The organism is Peribacillus sp. Aquil_B1 (genome assembly GCF_022603275.1).
Classification (GTDB): Bacteria; Bacillota; Bacilli; order Bacillales; family DSM-1321; genus Peribacillus.
The window spans coordinates 587,107-603,477 of record NZ_JAKXEE010000001.1; the positions used below are offsets into that span (position 1 = coordinate 587,107).

The following is a 16,371-nucleotide window of genomic DNA, read 5'->3' on the forward strand; positions in this document are numbered from 1 at the left end:
TGCATATCTGCACAGTAACAATCATTTAATAAGGAGTGTAAAGCCGGAATGGGAACGTTATGGTTCAATGGGTCGATTTATACGATGGTTAAAGAGAACGATCAAGTGGAGGCAGTCTTCACTGAAAAGGGGATAATTGTTGATACCGGCAGCCTGGACTACTTGAAAAGTGAATATGCCGGCAATATTTCCAGGGAAATCGACTTAAAGGGACAAACGATGCTGCCTGGGTTAGTGGATAGTCATCTTCATTTGGTCGGGCATGGTGAAAGGCTGCTTCGTTTAGACCTCTCCTTGATGGATAGCAGGGAGTCCATCATGAAATCCTTGAAGGAAAAGTGCTCAAAGACACCGGCCGGAAAGTGGATCGTTGCCGAAGGGTGGAATGAAAATGAATGGCCGAGACCTGAACTGATATTACGGGATGAGCTTGACGCGATATCGTCAGAACATCCCATCGTTTTGAAAAGGATCTGCCGTCATGCCCTGGTTGTCAATTCCCGCGCCCTTTTGGAAGCGGATATTAAAGAAGAAATAAAAGAACCTTCAGGCGGGGTGATCTGCCGTTATCCTGACGGACGTTTAAATGGTCTATTTAAAGAAAGTCAGGCGCAGAACCTTATTTTAGACAGCCTTCCCGGCATTGATCAAGAGTATATCGAAAACGCGCTCACAGAGGCCATAGAAGACGCATATAAGCTGGGGTTGACTGGCGGACATACTGAGGACCTCCATTATTACAATGGCTTCATGCCGACATATCAGGCGTTTAAATCGGTGATCGAGGACCGGGAAATGACCTTTCGCGCCAATTTGCTCGTCCATCACGAAGCGTTTGAAGAAATGCTGGCAGCAGGCGGCGGCTATCAGAGAGGTACGCGATATATTAAATTCGACAGCATGAAGATATTTACCGATGGCTCCTTAGGCGGACGGACAGCCCTGTTGAGCGAACCTTATGTAGATCAAAAGAATACGAATGGAGTCGCGATATTCACTGAAAACGAGCTTCAGGAATTGTTGAAAAAAGCAAGGGATGCCGGCATGCCGATTGCTGTCCATGCAATTGGCGATCTCGCTTTTGAATACGTCTTGAATGCAATTGAAGCCTTCCCACCGAAAAAGGGACAGAGGGACCGGCTCATTCATGCGCAGATCGTTAGGCCGGAGCTGTTGCAGCGGGCGGCAAAGCTGCCGTTAATCTTTGATATCCAACCGGGCTTCGTTCCGTCCGATTTTCCGTGGGTGGAAGAAAAGGTTCCAGCCGATCTATTGGAATCCTCCTATGCCTGGAAAACCTATTTGAATTTGGGCATCATTTGTGCGGGTGGGTCGGATGCACCCATTGAACCATTAAATCCAATTTTGGGCATTCATGCAGCTGTCACAAGGATGAAAATCAATAATGAGGACCGTACCGTATATGGCTTGGGTGAAAGGCTTTCCGTTTACGAGGCTTTCGCACTGTATACCAAAGGGAGTGCTGCGGCAATCGGGCAGGAAAAACGCCGCGGTATGATCATTAAAGGGTACGATGCCGATTTTACCGTGTTTAATCTGGATGTCTTTGCTGTAGCGCCGGATGATCTCCTGAAAGCTGAGGCGGTCATGACGGTCATCGATGACAAAATCATGCATGATAAAAATTAACAGTTGCAAAAAAAGAAATGGAAATACAAAATTGTTAGATGGAATTAGATAAAGGAATGTAAATGGAAAGAAGGCTTGTTATGAAAGTGGATGAACAAAAAGAAGGGGCGATTTATGCAGCCCTATCTTACATGATGTGGGGAGTTGTGCCGGTTTACTGGAAGTTCCTTCAGGGAGTCGGTGCAATGGAAATTTTAGCTCAGAGGGTATTATGGTCTTTCGTGTTCATGCTGGTTTTATTGATGTTCATGAAAAAGTGGCAAGCGTTTCTTGATTATGTCAAAAAAATAATGGGAAATCCGAAACTCTTTACGGCATTACTAACGGCCTCACTGCTTGTTACAGCTAATTGGGGAGTGTTCATCTGGGCCGTTAACTCAGGACGGATCCTCGACACGAGCCTTGGATATTATATCAATCCGCTAGTCAGTGTACTATTGGGAGTGATAGTCTTAAAAGAAAAATTGAGCGGGGCCCAAATCATTTCATTCCTGCTTGCAGGAATCGGAGTCTTGATCCTTGGCATTCATTTCGGCACGATCCCGTGGATCTCTCTGGTTTTGGCCATGACCTTTGGATTATACGGTCTGGCAAAAAAAATGATCAAGGCCGAATCGGCGATCGGGCTGACGCTCGAAACGATGATGGTAACGCCTCTGGCCCTGGGTTACCTGATCTACTTGATGAACCGGTCAGAAATGCAGTTCTTTACGGATGGAAGCACAAGCTTGCTGTTGGTGGGCGGCGGGATTGCCACGGCCTTGCCTCTTTTATATTTTGCAAAAGGGGCGGAGAAGATCCCGTTATCGATGCTTGGCATTTTTCAGTATATCGCTCCGACCTTATCCTTATTGATCGGGGTATTCGTCTATCATGAAAGTTTCACCAAAGCACATCTTTTAGCCTTTTTGTTCATATGGTCAGCCTTGGCTGTTTATACACTATCCATAACGAAATGGGGTCAGGCAAGTGTCCGCAGGTTCAAAGGCAAAGGGAATATAGGTGCATGAATAATAAAAAAATGCTTGGGAGATCTCTCCCCAAGCATTTTTTTTATGCCGGTATATAAAACAGAAAGGTCATGAAAGGTAAATCTTCGAACCTATTTCAGAAACAATACAATTGGAAAGGCTGACAGGAAAGTGATCGGGCTTTGCTCTATTTAGTTGGAATTGCCTATAGAAGGAACTATCCAGGAAAATGATATGCGTTGTCAGGAATGCTGATCTGGTTGCGAACGGCCTTCTATTGCTATTTAATTCATTGATGATTCCCTGTGAAGTGGTAATCCCGATCCCGTGTCCATAAAAGAGGTTATTCCCTAATAGTATGGCATTTTCACCTTGCCATTCAGGAGTTGACTCGTCATGATCAGGGTTTATGAAGTAAACGCAATCGCCTGGTGTATAATCCCTCCCTTTATGAATATTAAGAGCCATATTCTCTGGAGGGCGCCAGTCATATAAAAATAGGTTTGAAAAAAGATAATCGAAATTCCTAGAGCCGATTAAATCCAAAATCGCCTTTAAAAAAGTGACGACTATTGCTGTCCCGCATTCGAAGGCATAAAGCCTTCCATTCATGAATATGTCCAGAAGTGCAGCATGGGGGAGAATCCCTGGCTGAAGGGTAAAGGTGCCATCCCTTGAAAGGCGCCAATATTGTTCATTGGATTGCGATTCCTCGAGTGTGGAAAATTCTGCATTACTTTTATCCAACGCAATAGCTGCCGCAATGACTCGGTTCCTCAGCTGTATCTCGAAATTAAAGTCTCCAAAGTTCCGGTATTCAAAAACGTTAGAATCTTCCGCCAGCAATTGGACAATTTCAAGCGATTTAGCAGATGCTATTCCTGGTTGGATTTGACTGACATCTAACCATTTGTGATTAATCTTTATCATGATCATATCCACCTTTTGCTTATGAAATTAACGGTTTATAAAACCGGTAAACAAAAATGTCTACATGTAATGCTCATTATATGAATGCCGGCAAGGAATTGACTATTTGTAACGTGTCAGCCACCCTTGCTGCCGAGAGTGATTGGAGTGAATAGAGGCAGAATTTTTTTGTTTTCATTCCAAAAGATGTTTTGCTAGATATCTTTAAGAGCGAGGAATACCTTTCCAATTAGTTAGAAGAAGCAAATTAGTATTCCCTTTTCCCCATGAATTGATATAATGAGAGAGAAAAGTTCATATGTGCGAGAAATGTAGGGGGGCCAGTACTGCTGGCTGAGATTGCATCCTTTAGATGCTGACTCTTTGAACCTGATCTGGATGATGCCAGCGGAGGGAACATATTATTACTGACTTTCTGTTTTGTATGTTAACGTCCGAATTCATCTTCGGGCGTTTTTTGCTATTTTATCCAATATTCGAATAAACCCTGGAGCCCCATTATGGTTTCGGCATATGGATCTTATATGATGTGTAGGAGGATAATGACTTGAATAAATTCTTGCCACTGTTAACTTCGTTGTTCCTATTGGCTGGATGCGGTGCAGGCGGAACTAATGAAAAAGAAGAAGCATCTAAAAATGAAGGAAATGAAAAATTAAAAAAAGTATCTGTCGTGCTCGATTGGACACCGAATACAAACCATACAGGATTGTATGTAGCCAAGGAAAAAGGTTATTTTAAAGAGCAAGGTCTTGATGTGGAAATCATCATGCCAGGTGAAGCCGGAGCGGATAAGCTTGTCGCTTCAGGGAAATCTGAATTTGGCGTGAGCTACCAGGAGGGCATAACGCAGGCCCGCGTGCAGGGCGTGCCGATTGTTTCGGTAGCTGCCGTCATCCAGCATAATACCTCGGGATTCGCTTCCCCTGAGGCAAAGGACATTACATCTCCCAAGGATTTTGAAGGGAAAACGTATGGTGGCTGGGGGTCTCCGGTAGAAAAGGCCATCATTGATTCACTCATGAAAAAAGAAAATGCGGATGTAAATAAAGTGGATATAGTCAATACAGGAGACATGGATTTTTTCACTTCGGTTAAAAGGGATATAGATTTTGCCTGGATTTATTATGGATGGACAGGCATTGAGGCTGAGCTGCGAAATGAAAAGCTTAATATGGTTTACTTAACCGAATACTCTGATAAGCTTGATTACTATACGCCTGTTTTGACGACAAATGAAAAGATGATAAAAGAAGATCCGGAAACTGTTAAAGCATTCGTTCATGCAGCATCGAAAGGGTACCAGTTTGCGATTAAAAATCCTGCTGATGCAGCAGACATGTTAATTAAGTCTGCGCCGGATCTTGATGCAAAACTAGTTAAGAAAAGCCAGGAGTGGCTTGCAGACAAGTATCAGGATGATGCTCCGCGTTGGGGTGAACAAAAACTGGAAATCTGGAAGAATTACAGTGATTGGATGACTGAAAACAAGCTTCTTGAAGGTGATTTCGATCCTGAAAAGGCATTTACCAATGAATTTTTACCAAAATAGGAGGAAATACAATGGCCAATTCATTAATTAGTATACAAATTATTCCTAAAGGGGAAAATGTCATCCCTATGGTCGATGAAGCAATCAAGATCATTGAAGAATCAGGTGTCAAGTATGAGGTTCACCCGCTTGAAACGACAATGGAGGGCGAGCTTTCCGAACTTTTTGCCGTGATAGAAAAAATGAATGTAAGAATGATTGAAATAGGATCGCCGAATGTCATTTCGCAAGTGAAAATATTATATCAGCCGAGCGGGATTACGATGGATACGTTGACGGAGAAATATCGGGCATGATCGGAAGGGGAATTTGGAAGAAGGGGGCTCCCTTCTTTCTTTTATTATTGTTGCTGATAGTTTGGGAGTCAGTGACAGTCTTATTGAAGGTTGAAGAATGGCTGCTTCCCGCTCCATCGGCCATTTTTATTGAAGGAATTGAGTCGTCGCACAATCTTTACGGACACCTTATATCCACAACCGAGCTTGCGTTGTCGGGTTTTTTTATTGGAAGCTGCATCGGCTTATTGATCGCGGCAATCCTACATCTATTTCCAGGTGTGAAGGACGCGGTTTATCCTCTGCTCATACTATCACAAAATATACCTATCATAGTTTTGGCCCCGCTTTTGGTGATCTGGTTTGGCTTTGGCATGCTGCCTAAGTTAATAGTGATTTCGCTTGTATGTTTTTTTCCGGTTGCGGTTGCATCATTGGACGGTTTTCGCCAGACACCATACGAACTTAAGCATTATTTCAAGATGATGGGAGCGGGAAAAAACCAGTTATTTTGGAAGCTGGAATTTCCTCACTCAATCCCGTTCATTTTCTCCGGTCTGAAAATTTCGGCCACCTATAGTGTAATGGGTGCGGTTATTTCAGAGTGGCTCGGGGCAAAATCGGGGGTTGGTGTTTATATGACGCTCGCATCCTCTGCGTTCAGGACAGACCGGGTGTTTGTTGCCATTTTCATCATTATGGGAATGAGCCTGATCTTTTTTGGAATCATCACCTTCCTGGAGAAATATTTAGTTTCTTGGAAGAGAAAGGAGGGTGGCAAGGATGAAGCTGGAAATTAAAGATGTCTCCTATTCTTTTGATGGTAAACAGAATATATTGGAGAATATGAATTTCCATGTGGATGATGGGGAATTTGTCACGATCCTTGGGCCATCGGGCAGCGGTAAAAGTACATTGTTCCACTTGATCGGCGGCATTTTGAAGCCGGATCATGGCATCATTTCACTGGATGGTAAAAAGATAAATGGCTTAAAGGGTCATATCAGCTATATGCCGCAGCAGCCTTCCCTTTTACCTTGGAGAACGGTATTGGAAAATGTTTTGCTTGGAAGTGAACTTGCTGGGATCAGAGATAAAGAAAAGGCAAAAGCCCTTTTGACGAAAGCTGGATTAGAAGAGTACGGGAAAGCATATCCGCATGAATTATCAGGAGGCATGAAGCAAAGGACCGCATTCATCCGGAGTATCTTAAGTCCACAGGAATTGATGTGCCTGGATGAACCCTTTTCTGCCTTGGATGAACTGACAAGATTGCAAATGCAAAAATGGCTGTTGTCGGTATGGGAAGAAAATCGGAGGTCGGTGCTTTTTGTTACGCATAGCATAGATGAAGCGGTTTTCCTATCCGATAGAATTTATGTATTATCAGCAAGACCGGCTGCTGTCATCAAAGAAGTGAACGTTCCATTTCCAAGGCCAAGAAGTGAAGAACAGCTTCTTAGTGATGAATTTTTTCATTTGAAGAGAGACTTATATGCAGCATTGAAACCAACTTTTTCTACTTAAGGGAGGCGATTAAACTTGAGGATCATCGACAGTCATATCCATTTGGACCGGTATGATGTTGTTAAGCGGAAGCAGATTCTGATTGACATGGAAAAGGTTCATGTGGAATCCTTGCTGTCTGTTTCCATGAATTTGGCCTCTTCGATTAACAATTATCAGCTCTCATTGAAGGATTCACGAATAAAGCCTGCCTTTGGTTTTCATCCAGAGCAGCCCCTCCCAAGCGATGAAGAAGTGAACGAACTTTTGAACTGGATGCGGGAACATCGTCAAGATATGGTTGCCATAGGTGAGGTTGGGCTGCCCTATTACTTAAGGCAGGAAAATCCCGATATTGATAACTCAGCGTATATAGAGATACTGGAGAGGTTCCTGACCTTAGCTAAAGAGGTGGAAAAGCCGGTTATCCTTCATGCCGTCCATGACGATGCACCCATCGTTTGCGACCTTTTGGATAAGCATCAAATCACAAAGGCACACTTTCATTGGTTTAAAGGCGATATCCGGACAGTCGAAAGAATGGCCGAAAAGGGCTACCGCATTTCAATTACACCTGATGTTTGTTATGAGAGGGAAATACAGGAATTAGTTTCGGCTTACCCTCTTAATCTGATGATGATTGAAACGGATGGCCCATGGCCGTTTGAAGGGGTTTTCGAAGGGAAATGGACCCATCCCGGCATGATGCATGACAGTGTGCGTCAAATTGCTTCGATTAAAGGATTGCCGATTGAGGATGTTTATGAAACCCTATATCAAAATACGAAAGATTTTTATCATATATAAAGGTACCGGCTATCATATCCGGTACCTTTTTAGTTCGTTCAAAGGAATGTTCTTTTCACCTTTTCCCAAAAGGAATTGTCTTTTAGCTTAACGGTCTTGATGACTTTACCGCTTAACCGGACCTTTACCTGTTCGACATGATTGATGCTTAAGGCTTCATTGTCCATTCCGATGATCGGATAGCTTGGTCCGTTTTGTTCAAGGTGGATGGTCAACGTCCTATCACCGCTTAGAATGAATGAGGAGCCTAAGGTCCGATAGGTATTATTATTGATGGAAGCAAGCTCGCTCACTTGAAAGCAAGGGAGAAGGGGGTCGACAACGGCCCCATTGACCGATTTATTATAGGCGGTGCTTCCTGTCGGAGTCGCAATGATGATTCCGTCCCCGCGAAAAGTTTCAAAATGGAGTCGATCAATGAAAATATCCATGATGAACGTTTTGGTGATGGAAGACCGGATACTGAGTTCATTAAGGGCATAAAAGGAGGGCTGATCATCCAATTGGATATCGATGGTTGGATATTTACGCACCTCGATTTGCTCCCTTGTCATGGCATCTATCATCTTATTCGTATCTTCCAAGTGGAAATCGCAATACATATTCAAGTTACCTGTGGTGGAAATGCCCGCATATAAACAATCATCCCTGAACCCGGTTTTTCGGGCTGCCTGCAGGAATGTGCCATCATCACCGATGCTTACGATGATGTTTGCTTTTGTGAAATCCTGGACGACTTCATACGAATGTTGCTTCGCCAAGTCTGACAAGTATTCAACCTTGCTAAGCATCTCTGCATTCGGTGCATGGAAAAAATAAATATTCCTTCGAGTGTTCATCATGATCCCTCCTACTAGTATGTATGTTGATGAAAGGGCTTTCTTCACTTTTGAAATAGGAATAACGCGGTACAAGAAGCAGCTGTACATTTCGTACATTTTTATATGACATAGTTTATCATGGAATGAAGCACTTTTGTTAAAGCGGTAACGAAAAGAAAGAATGCCCGCTCTTGCATGATTAACTAGGATCGTCAATTTAGGAAGTGAAGAGAATAATGGAATAATGAATACTCAGTAAGGGCCCTTTAAATCCCTGCCATACAATGGGTCTATGGCTAATTGGTGAATAGGGTTCGGATATAACTTGTAAAATTGGAAGCGGTAAACGGAGCGGATGACATAATCAGCAGGGGAGGAACGGCCAAGTTAATTAAGCAATCGATCAAATTTTCAGTGATCGACATGCACCTTTCCGGTTATGATGCTGACCACTCCGAATTTAAAGGTCATCCATTTGACGACTCATATGGGGCTGGTTGAAGCGATCGAAAGCATTAATCATGAGCGGACGTACAAAGATTAAGCTTGCACATGTAATCAGGGACATGCCCCGATCAAGGTCAGGGGATCGAGGCTGGGTCAATATTACCGTAGGGCTCAAGGGAGGCATTTTCCGAACTTCCTTAGATCATGGCACAGCCTTGATATCGCTGGAAAGAACATCGCTGATGAAAAAAGCATGCTTGCGGCCATTCAGTCAGCAATTGAATTAGCTCCAAGTCAATAAATAGTGAAGCTGCCGAAATGATCCCGGCAGCTTTTTAGTTGAGCTGATTTTCCGTTTACGGCATTTACTGCTCCGCTCAAAAATTGAAACTTGGGAAAATTAATATATAAAATAAATGGAGATTGTGCAAAATGCACCAATATATTTCCAATTCGAGAATTCTTTGCTACAATTTTATATGTCTTGGTTTATCATGGAATGAAACATTTTTGTTATTAGTTCGTATGGTAAGAAGGATACATATATTTAAGGGGGAAAACAGATGAATGGAAAGCGTTGGGCGGCACTTGGAATTGCAGCCGTTTTATTTTTTGTTTCTATTGCTGTAGGGATTTCTACGACTCTATTTACAGCGGATACGGAAAATATCATTGATGATTTATTTGCTTCTGAAAGTGCATTTTACGAGGAAGTCATAGAAGGCGATGATTTCTCTAATGTTATTGCGGTTTTCGATGTAGAAGGCACGATACAGGATACAGGGGAAGCATCATTACTTAGTTCGGCAACATATAATCACCGTGCCTTCATGGATAAGCTGAAGATGGCTGAGGAAAATGATGATATCAAAGGAATTATCCTTCGGGTGAATTCTCCAGGCGGCGGTGTCGTCGAAAGTGCAGAGATATATGAAAAGATCCTTGATATCAAGAAAGTGAAAAAACCTGTGTATGTATCAATGGGGTCTATGGCAGCTTCAGGAGGATATTATATTTCTGCACCAGCCGATAAGATTTATGCTAGTCCGGAAACGATGACGGGTTCACTTGGTGTCATCATGCAGGGGTATAATTACGAGAAGTTGGCCAAGAAGTATGGTGTTGAGTTCCAAACCATCAAAAGCGGACCACACAAAGATATAATGAGTCCGACCCGGGAAATGACTGGTGAAGAACGTGAAATACTCCAAGACATGATCGATAATTCTTATGATCAATTTGTAAAAATCATTGCAGACGGACGCGGTATGACAGAGAAGGAAGTAAGGGAAATCGCCGATGGCCGCATTTATGATGGACGTCAGGCTAAAGAAAACCATCTAATCGATGATTTCGGCCATTTGGATGATGTAATTGCCGCGATGAAAAAGGATATCGGTGAAAAGGATGCTCAAGTTATCCGTTATACAGACGAGGCTGGATTCGGTTCATTATTCAGTATGGGTGCGCAAAAAATGTTGGGAAATGATGTGGAAACGGCAGTCTTGACAAAAATCCTTTCCTCTTCAAATTCTCCACGCTTAATGTATTTGTATGCGGAATAGGGGGGCTGAAGGATGACGGAACGAAATGAAAATAATGAACAAATCGCTTCATCCAATCTAATGGCAGATCAAGAGGTTCCCGTTCAGCAGGGAGTTTCAACAGCCAGTAAGGACGTGGATGATGACGGTGTCAAGAAAGTGCATTTTGCCGGTTTTTGGATGAGGTTTTGGGCCTATTTAGCCGATCTATTGGTTATCGGAAGTTTGAACCGGATTTTGATTCATCCCATCTTCAAGTTTTATGAAGGGACAGATGATCTCTGGTTTTCCGCAGAGGGCTTTTTAACGGGGGTCATATTCTTCTTATACTTTGTTTTGATGACCAAATTCTTGAACCAAACTCTTGGCAAAATGATTTTTGGACTGAAAGTCGTTGCATTGAAGGAAGAGAAAAAAAATATTTCATGGGGCACGATATTGTTCAGGGAGCTGATTGGCCGCTATATATCAAAGGTCACTTGGATTGGCTATCTCTTGGCAGGCCTTTTACCGAAGAAACAGGCTTTGCATGATGTCTTTGCAGACACGGGCGTTGTGTTGGTCAGAAGATGATTTCTTCCATTCATAAATCTGTAAGAGCGTGATTTTCGCTTTTGCAGGTTTATTTTTTTTGCATATGCCGATAATGATAGGCTGAAGGGGTGTGGGTGCATGAAGTGGCTTCTGTTGATTATAGGTATCCTCATTTTGGTGCTGCTAATAGTTGTTTTCACTAAAGTAAGAGTGTCCATCGACTACAAACGTGTCCAAACGAATGACCTAATACATATTAAATTATCAGCTTGGTATGGGCTTTTTCACTATACATTCAAGGTTCCGGTCATCAAAATGGAGGATGACTCGGCAACTATAGTAGTAAACGAAGAGCAAGAAATGAACGGAAATACACAAAAGGAAGAAAGGAAAAAAATTACAGCCGAAGATATGCGTGACGGATTCGCAGACAGTCTGGAGATGCTTCAGCATATATTCGGATTCCATAAGATTGTCCGTCACTTCGCTGGGAAAGTCCAAGTTAAAAAATTCACCTGGCATAGTATGGTCGGTACTAAAAACGCTGCACACACCGGTGTTTTAACTGGAGCATGCTGGGCACTTAAAGGTTCCATCATCGGTTTGCTGACAACCTATTTCAACTTCCGGATCATGCCCTCCTATTCCATTACACCCGACTTTCAGAGATGGCAGGCAAACACGTCGATTTCCTGCATATTACAATTTAGAATCGGGCAGGCTATGGTGACTGGAATAAAACTGCTTCGTTATTGGAAAGGCGGAAAGCCGCAGTTCAAGTCGAGGAAATTAGCGAAGCTATCAGGTGATTCCAATAAACAATCGTTCTAGAGTGGAGGGAATTTAAATGTCAGATCATCCGATCCAAGGTTTAATGAAAGAAGCTATGGAAAATCTGAAAGAAATGGTCGATGTGAACACGATCATCGGAGATCCGGTGGAAACTCCGGATGGAAGTGTCATTTTAACCGTATCCAAAGTGGGATTTGGTTTCGCAGCCGGTGGCAGCGAGTTTGTGATGGATGGAAACCATCAAGGACAGCAAGGTGGTTCCAAGCAGCCCTTTGGCGGCGGTAGCGGCGGCGGGGTTTCCATAACACCAATTGCCTTTTTGATTGTCGGTTCCCATGGTGTGAAAATGATCCATCTGGATGAAGGGACGCATCTTCTCGAAAAAATGATGGATTTAGCTCCTCAAGTCGTCGATAAGATCCAGTCCATGCTATCCAAGAAAGACAATAATCAAAAGCAGGGCAGTAATCAAAACCAAGGCGGCAGTCAACCAGCTGCAAAAAGGTACCAAGAACCTAAAATGGATATAGATTTCTAACTGCGACTCGGCATCTGCCGAGTTTTATTTTTGCTGCAGTATGTCATTATACATTCAAAAGTTTGGATATCATGTACAAGCACCAATCACATTTCCCAATTCAATTAATTGCAAAATTCCGGCAAAACCAATATTATTATGCATGTACATATAGCAGAAAAAGGAGGAATTTTTAATGGCTTCAGTTACATTTAAAAACAACCCGATCACTTTAGTGGGACCAGAACTAAAAGTTGGGGACAAAGCACCTGATTTTACAGTATTGGCTAATGACTTATCTCCGGTTACTTTAAACGACTCCAAAGGTTCTGTCCGCATAATCAGCGTGGTTCCATCCGTGGATACAGGTGTTTGTGACGCACAGACACGTAAATTCAATGAAGAAGCGGCAAAATTGGATAATGTAAAAGTACTTACGATCAGTAACGATCTTCCTTTCGCGCAAAAACGCTGGTGTGCTGCCAGCGGCTTGGACAATGTTCAAGTTCTTTCCGATCACCGTGACCTTTCATTCGGTGAAGCATATGGTGTCGTCATGCAAGAACTCCGTCTATTGGCTCGCTCTGTATTCGTAGTGAACAGCTCTGATGAAATCACATATGTAGAATATGTAAGTGAAGGCACCAGCCACCCTAATTACGAAGGTGCAATCGAAGCGGCTAAAGCGGCAAAATAAGATGCGAATTTTAAGAAACCGGGCGCAATGTGCCCGGTTTTTTGTTTGAATTTTGATTTTCTTGTTGATAAACACCTTGTCGTTGAAGTGGATAGGTCCTTTTTAGGCTTTAATATTCATTTAAGTTGTGGTTATTATTAATTTCTGAGGTCGATCTGAAGGATCAGTTAAGGCTCGAAAGTCTGGCCATTTTGTGGTAAAACAATCTTGCCAGACCACTCTTGGCCATTAGGTGTCCCAACTTTTATGTCAATTTCATTAGGCCACGACGGCATTTGTCTTTGATGGGGTCCTGGAAAAAAACCCGCTTGTTGCCCTGCTCGAAATCCTTCTCGATACCCTTGTCGATACCCTTGACGAAATCCTTGACGAAACCCTTGTTGGAACCCCTGTTGCTGCCTGTTTAAATCATCTGCTGACTGAATATCATGTTGCTGATTTATCGGATTAACCTGCCCATGATAGTTTTGATATTGATTATCCATATATAATCACCACCTCATGCATGGTATTCTGTTTGGGCATTTATTGAGCCTATCCAAGTAATAAAAAATACAGGGCAACAGCTCTGTGTTTTATTTACCCATTTTTTACGCCTGGTTAAAATTTTGAAAAAGAGTTGCTGTGCGAATTCATTATATGCGGACTTTCAAACGGAAAACGGTACGAAGAATGATGAGCAGGACGTACGGCTTGTATCTCTTTCTTCTTACCTTTAAAATAGGGACAGAAGCAAACAGGAGGAATAAATAAGTGAAGTCTACCCCAGTTGAACAATTATTTTATGAATTTGATGAAACAGCCCAAATATTGCAAAGTGAACTATCATGTACGTATCTGGATGCCTTAGGTGAAACGGGCGAGAATTTCTTCGAAGGGAAAGTCCTGCAGGAGGAAATCAGTGAAGTATCAAAAAAAAGGTTAGTGAAGCATTATGCAGATTTTTCACCAGAGAAATATGAAAAAGAAGCAATCCGAAAAGCGTACCAGCTTGCCATTTTAAAAGGCATGCAGCAGAACATTCAGCCGAATCATCATATGACTCCTGATGCAGTCGGCATGTTCGTCAGTTATTTAGTCGGTAAATTCACAAAGGATCAAAAAGAGATAGTCATGCTCGATCCAGCCATCGGAACGGGGAACTTACTATTTGCGATTTTGAATCAACTTACTGATAAAAACATCGCTTCATATGGTGTCGAGATTGATGAAACCTTGATCAGGCTTGCTTATGCAGGTGCCAACCTGCAAGAACACCCGCTGCAATTTTTCAACCAGGACAGCCTGGAGCCGCTTTTCATCGATCCTTCAGATGTTGTTGTCAGTGATTTGCCGATTGGTTATTATCCGAATGATGTACGTGCAGCTGAATATGAATTGAAGGCCGATAAGGGACATTCGTATGCACACCATTTGTTTATTGAACAAGGTGTTAAACATGCGAAGGATGGCGGACATCTATTCTTCGTTGTCCCGAATAACCTGTTCGTCTCGGAGGAAGCGCCGAAACTCAATGATTTTCTGAAGAAGCATACACATATTCAAGGGATGGTGCAATTGCCGCTTTCCATGTTTAAAAATGAAGCGGCTGCGAAAAGCATCCTGATCCTTCAAAAGAAAAAAGAGGGTATCGAAGCACCGAAGAAGGCATTGCTCGTACAGCTTCCGAAGTTGTCGGATTTCGAAGCGACCAGGTCTGTCATGCAACAGATGGACGATTGGTTTAAAGAGGAAAAATAGCAATGAAAGCTGATGCCCCAGGCATTGGCTTTCATTTTTTTATTTGAGAGTGATTATTTGCAATTATTCATTAATATTTGGTTGAATTCGCTTGTCATGATAAGATTGTACAATATACTGCACGTTTCGATGAGATAACATTGGAAGAACTAGCTTAGAGAAAAGGAGCAGGATGGATGTCAAAAATCATGGCTATTAATGCGGGCAGCTCTTCATTGAAGTTTCAGCTTTTTGAGATGCCTTGTGAAGAAGTAATTACAAAAGGTCTTGTTGAGAGAATCGGCTTGAAAGATTCCGCATTTACTCTAAGCGTCGAAGGCGAAAAGGTTTCTGAAACGCTGGATATACCCAATCATGAAGTGGCTGTAGGGCTTTTATTGAAAAAGCTGATTGACCATCGCATCATTGACTCCTTTGAAGAGATAGATGGCGTAGGGCATCGGGTGGTGCATGGCGGTGAGGTATTCAGTGACTCGGTCTTGATTACGGAGGACGTAATAGAGGAAATCGAAAAGCTTTCCGAGTTGGCGCCCCTTCATAATCCCGCCAATATCACCGGGATCAAAGCCTTCAGGCAAGCACTGGGTAATGTGCCAGCGGTTGCGGTATTCGACACTGCCTTCCATCAAACGATGGCAGCAGGTTCCTATTTGTACAGCTTGCCTCTTGAATATTATGAAAAATACGGAATAAGGAAGTATGGGTTTCATGGTACTTCACATAAATATGTATCACAGCGGGCTGCCGTAATGATTGGCCGCCCAATTGAACAGCTTCGATTGATATCGTGCCATTTAGGGAATGGTGCAAGCATCACGGCCATAAAGGGCGGCAAATCAATTGATACATCAATGGGATTTACACCATTGGCCGGTGTTACTATGGGAACTCGTTCAGGGAACATCGACCCTGCATTGATTCCTTATATCATGGAGAAGACGGGTAAAACAGCTGATGAAGTTCTGGATGTCCTGAATAAGAAAAGCGGCATCCTGGCCCTTTCCGGTTTTTCCAGCGACCTGCGCGATATTCAAGTTGAAGCGGATAAAGGCAATGAGCGGGCTGAACTCGCACTTAAAGTATTCGCAGACCGAATTCACAAGTACATTGGCTCCTATTCAGCTAAAATGGGAGGTGTGGATGGCATCATTTTTACAGCGGGCATCGGTGAAAACAGTCAAACCATTAGGGGGCGAATCTTGGAGGGACTTGAATTCATGGGGGTATATTGGGATAAGGATCTCAATCGCACCTCGGGTAAGGAAGCGTTCATCAATGCACCCTATTCCCCTGTAAAAGTCATGGTCATCCCCACTAATGAAGAAATCATGATTGTCAGGGATACCATGAAAATAGCTTTGAGCGAGACTTGGAAAACATGACTTCCTGTTTTTTTATAATGATCCCCTTATCCCTCTGGGTAAGGGGTCTTTCCCATAAATTTTCCTCCTTGAAATCCGGCTCCTCATGGAGTTTATGCCCATGCGGCCGATCCCCATTAACACTGGATTCCCATCATCCGTTCTCTGAAAAGCATCCCTCTATGGTATACTTAAGGGAGAATCCACCAATTCTGTACATAGGAGGC

The 16,371-nt window shown here is 42.8% G+C and carries 18 protein-coding genes, 1 pseudogene and 1 riboswitch; of the genes and pseudogenes, 16 read left to right on the top strand and 3 right to left on the bottom strand.

Features of this window, described 5'->3' with window-relative positions:
* Positions 1 to 48: 48 nt before the first annotated feature.
* Entirely contained in the window at positions 49 to 1,650 is a 1,602-nt protein-coding gene (locus tag MPH60_RS02930) for an amidohydrolase (protein ID WP_241592469.1), read from the top strand.
* Positions 1,651 to 1,730: 80 nt separating this feature from the next.
* A complete protein-coding gene (rarD, locus tag MPH60_RS02935) occupies positions 1,731 to 2,660 on the top strand; it encodes an EamA family transporter RarD (protein ID WP_241615806.1) in 930 nt (309 codons plus the stop codon).
* Positions 2,661 to 2,729: 69 nt separating this feature from the next.
* On the opposite strand, the gene MPH60_RS02940 is transcribed toward rarD, so the two are convergent.
* The gene (locus MPH60_RS02940) at positions 2,730 to 3,551 is read right to left on the bottom strand and encodes a protein-glutamine gamma-glutamyltransferase (protein ID WP_241592464.1); all 822 of its coding nucleotides are present in this window, start codon (positions 3,549 to 3,551) and stop codon (positions 2,730 to 2,732) included.
* A gap of 303 nt (positions 3,552 to 3,854) precedes the next feature.
* A riboswitch (TPP riboswitch) is annotated at positions 3,855 to 3,964 on the top strand.
* Between the two features lie 134 nt (positions 3,965 to 4,098).
* On the opposite strand from MPH60_RS02940, the gene MPH60_RS02945 reads away from it, so the two are divergent.
* Genes MPH60_RS02945 through MPH60_RS02965 form a run of 5 tightly spaced genes read left to right on the top strand, consistent with a single transcriptional unit; the run spans position 4,099 to position 7,691 of the window.
* The gene (locus MPH60_RS02945; RefSeq protein ID WP_241592462.1) at positions 4,099 to 5,103 is read left to right on the top strand and encodes an ABC transporter substrate-binding protein; all 1,005 of its coding nucleotides are present in this window, start codon (positions 4,099 to 4,101) and stop codon (positions 5,101 to 5,103) included.
* Between the two features lie 11 nt (positions 5,104 to 5,114).
* Positions 5,115 to 5,399: a thiamine-binding protein gene (locus tag MPH60_RS02950; protein ID WP_034309193.1), complete on the top strand. Its 285-nt coding sequence runs from the start codon at positions 5,115 to 5,117 to the stop codon at positions 5,397 to 5,399.
* Positions 5,396 to 6,178 (top strand): ABC transporter permease, encoded by a 783-nt coding sequence (locus tag MPH60_RS02955; protein ID WP_241592460.1) that lies wholly within the window; start codon positions 5,396 to 5,398, stop codon positions 6,176 to 6,178. The genes MPH60_RS02950 and MPH60_RS02955 overlap by 4 nt, the downstream gene beginning before the upstream one ends.
* The gene (locus tag MPH60_RS02960; RefSeq protein ID WP_241592458.1) at positions 6,162 to 6,905 is read left to right on the top strand and encodes an ABC transporter ATP-binding protein; all 744 of its coding nucleotides are present in this window, start codon (positions 6,162 to 6,164) and stop codon (positions 6,903 to 6,905) included. Before MPH60_RS02955 ends, MPH60_RS02960 begins: the two co-directional genes overlap by 17 nt.
* A gap of 15 nt (positions 6,906 to 6,920) precedes the next feature.
* Complete coding sequence (locus MPH60_RS02965) at positions 6,921 to 7,691, top strand: TatD family hydrolase (protein ID WP_241592456.1); 771 nt, start codon at positions 6,921 to 6,923, stop codon at positions 7,689 to 7,691.
* A 38-nt stretch (positions 7,692 to 7,729) separates the two neighbouring features.
* On the opposite strand, the gene MPH60_RS02970 is transcribed toward MPH60_RS02965, so the two are convergent.
* Positions 7,730 to 8,530, bottom strand: coding sequence for an NAD kinase (locus MPH60_RS02970; RefSeq protein WP_241592454.1), 801 nt, complete (start codon positions 8,528 to 8,530; stop codon positions 7,730 to 7,732).
* A gap of 315 nt (positions 8,531 to 8,845) precedes the next feature.
* Between MPH60_RS02970 and MPH60_RS02975 the strand changes: the two genes are divergently transcribed.
* From MPH60_RS02975 to tpx, 7 genes and pseudogenes are all read left to right on the top strand, one after another.
* Positions 8,846 to 9,013: a PrpR N-terminal domain-containing protein gene (locus tag MPH60_RS02975; RefSeq protein WP_241592453.1), complete on the top strand. Its 168-nt coding sequence runs from the start codon at positions 8,846 to 8,848 to the stop codon at positions 9,011 to 9,013.
* Positions 8,952 to 9,260, top strand: a pseudogene (locus MPH60_RS02980) (4-hydroxythreonine-4-phosphate dehydrogenase PdxA); the annotation flags it as partial. The gene MPH60_RS02975 and the pseudogene MPH60_RS02980, both read left to right, overlap by 62 nt.
* Positions 9,261 to 9,522: 262 nt before the next feature.
* On the top strand, positions 9,523 to 10,524 hold the full coding sequence (gene sppA, locus MPH60_RS02985) for a signal peptide peptidase SppA (RefSeq protein WP_241592452.1): 1,002 nt from the start codon (positions 9,523 to 9,525) through the stop codon (positions 10,522 to 10,524).
* Between the two features lie 12 nt (positions 10,525 to 10,536).
* Positions 10,537 to 11,076, top strand: a complete 540-nt coding sequence (locus MPH60_RS02990) for an RDD family protein (RefSeq protein WP_241592451.1) — start codon at positions 10,537 to 10,539, stop codon at positions 11,074 to 11,076.
* 99 nt (positions 11,077 to 11,175) lie between these two features.
* Positions 11,176 to 11,868: a DUF2953 domain-containing protein gene (locus tag MPH60_RS02995; protein WP_241592450.1), complete on the top strand. Its 693-nt coding sequence runs from the start codon at positions 11,176 to 11,178 to the stop codon at positions 11,866 to 11,868.
* A 16-nt stretch (positions 11,869 to 11,884) separates the two neighbouring features.
* Positions 11,885 to 12,367: a GerW family sporulation protein gene (ytfJ, locus tag MPH60_RS03000; RefSeq protein WP_137018154.1), complete on the top strand. Its 483-nt coding sequence runs from the start codon at positions 11,885 to 11,887 to the stop codon at positions 12,365 to 12,367.
* 175 nt (positions 12,368 to 12,542) lie between these two features.
* Positions 12,543 to 13,043: a thiol peroxidase gene (gene tpx / locus MPH60_RS03005; protein WP_101222931.1), complete on the top strand. Its 501-nt coding sequence runs from the start codon at positions 12,543 to 12,545 to the stop codon at positions 13,041 to 13,043.
* A gap of 167 nt (positions 13,044 to 13,210) precedes the next feature.
* Here the strand turns inward: tpx and MPH60_RS03010 are convergent, their stop codons facing one another.
* On the bottom strand, positions 13,211 to 13,528 hold the full coding sequence (locus MPH60_RS03010; RefSeq protein WP_241592449.1) for a hypothetical protein: 318 nt from the start codon (positions 13,526 to 13,528) through the stop codon (positions 13,211 to 13,213).
* A 268-nt stretch (positions 13,529 to 13,796) separates the two neighbouring features.
* Here MPH60_RS03010 and MPH60_RS03015 point away from each other — a divergent pair, with 268 nt between their 5' ends.
* The gene (locus MPH60_RS03015) at positions 13,797 to 14,783 is read left to right on the top strand and encodes a class I SAM-dependent methyltransferase (protein WP_241592448.1); all 987 of its coding nucleotides are present in this window, start codon (positions 13,797 to 13,799) and stop codon (positions 14,781 to 14,783) included.
* Positions 14,784 to 14,959: 176 nt separating this feature from the next.
* Positions 14,960 to 16,165 (top strand): acetate kinase, encoded by a 1,206-nt coding sequence (locus MPH60_RS03020; RefSeq protein WP_241592447.1) that lies wholly within the window; start codon positions 14,960 to 14,962, stop codon positions 16,163 to 16,165.
* Positions 16,166 to 16,371 lie beyond the last annotated feature (206 nt).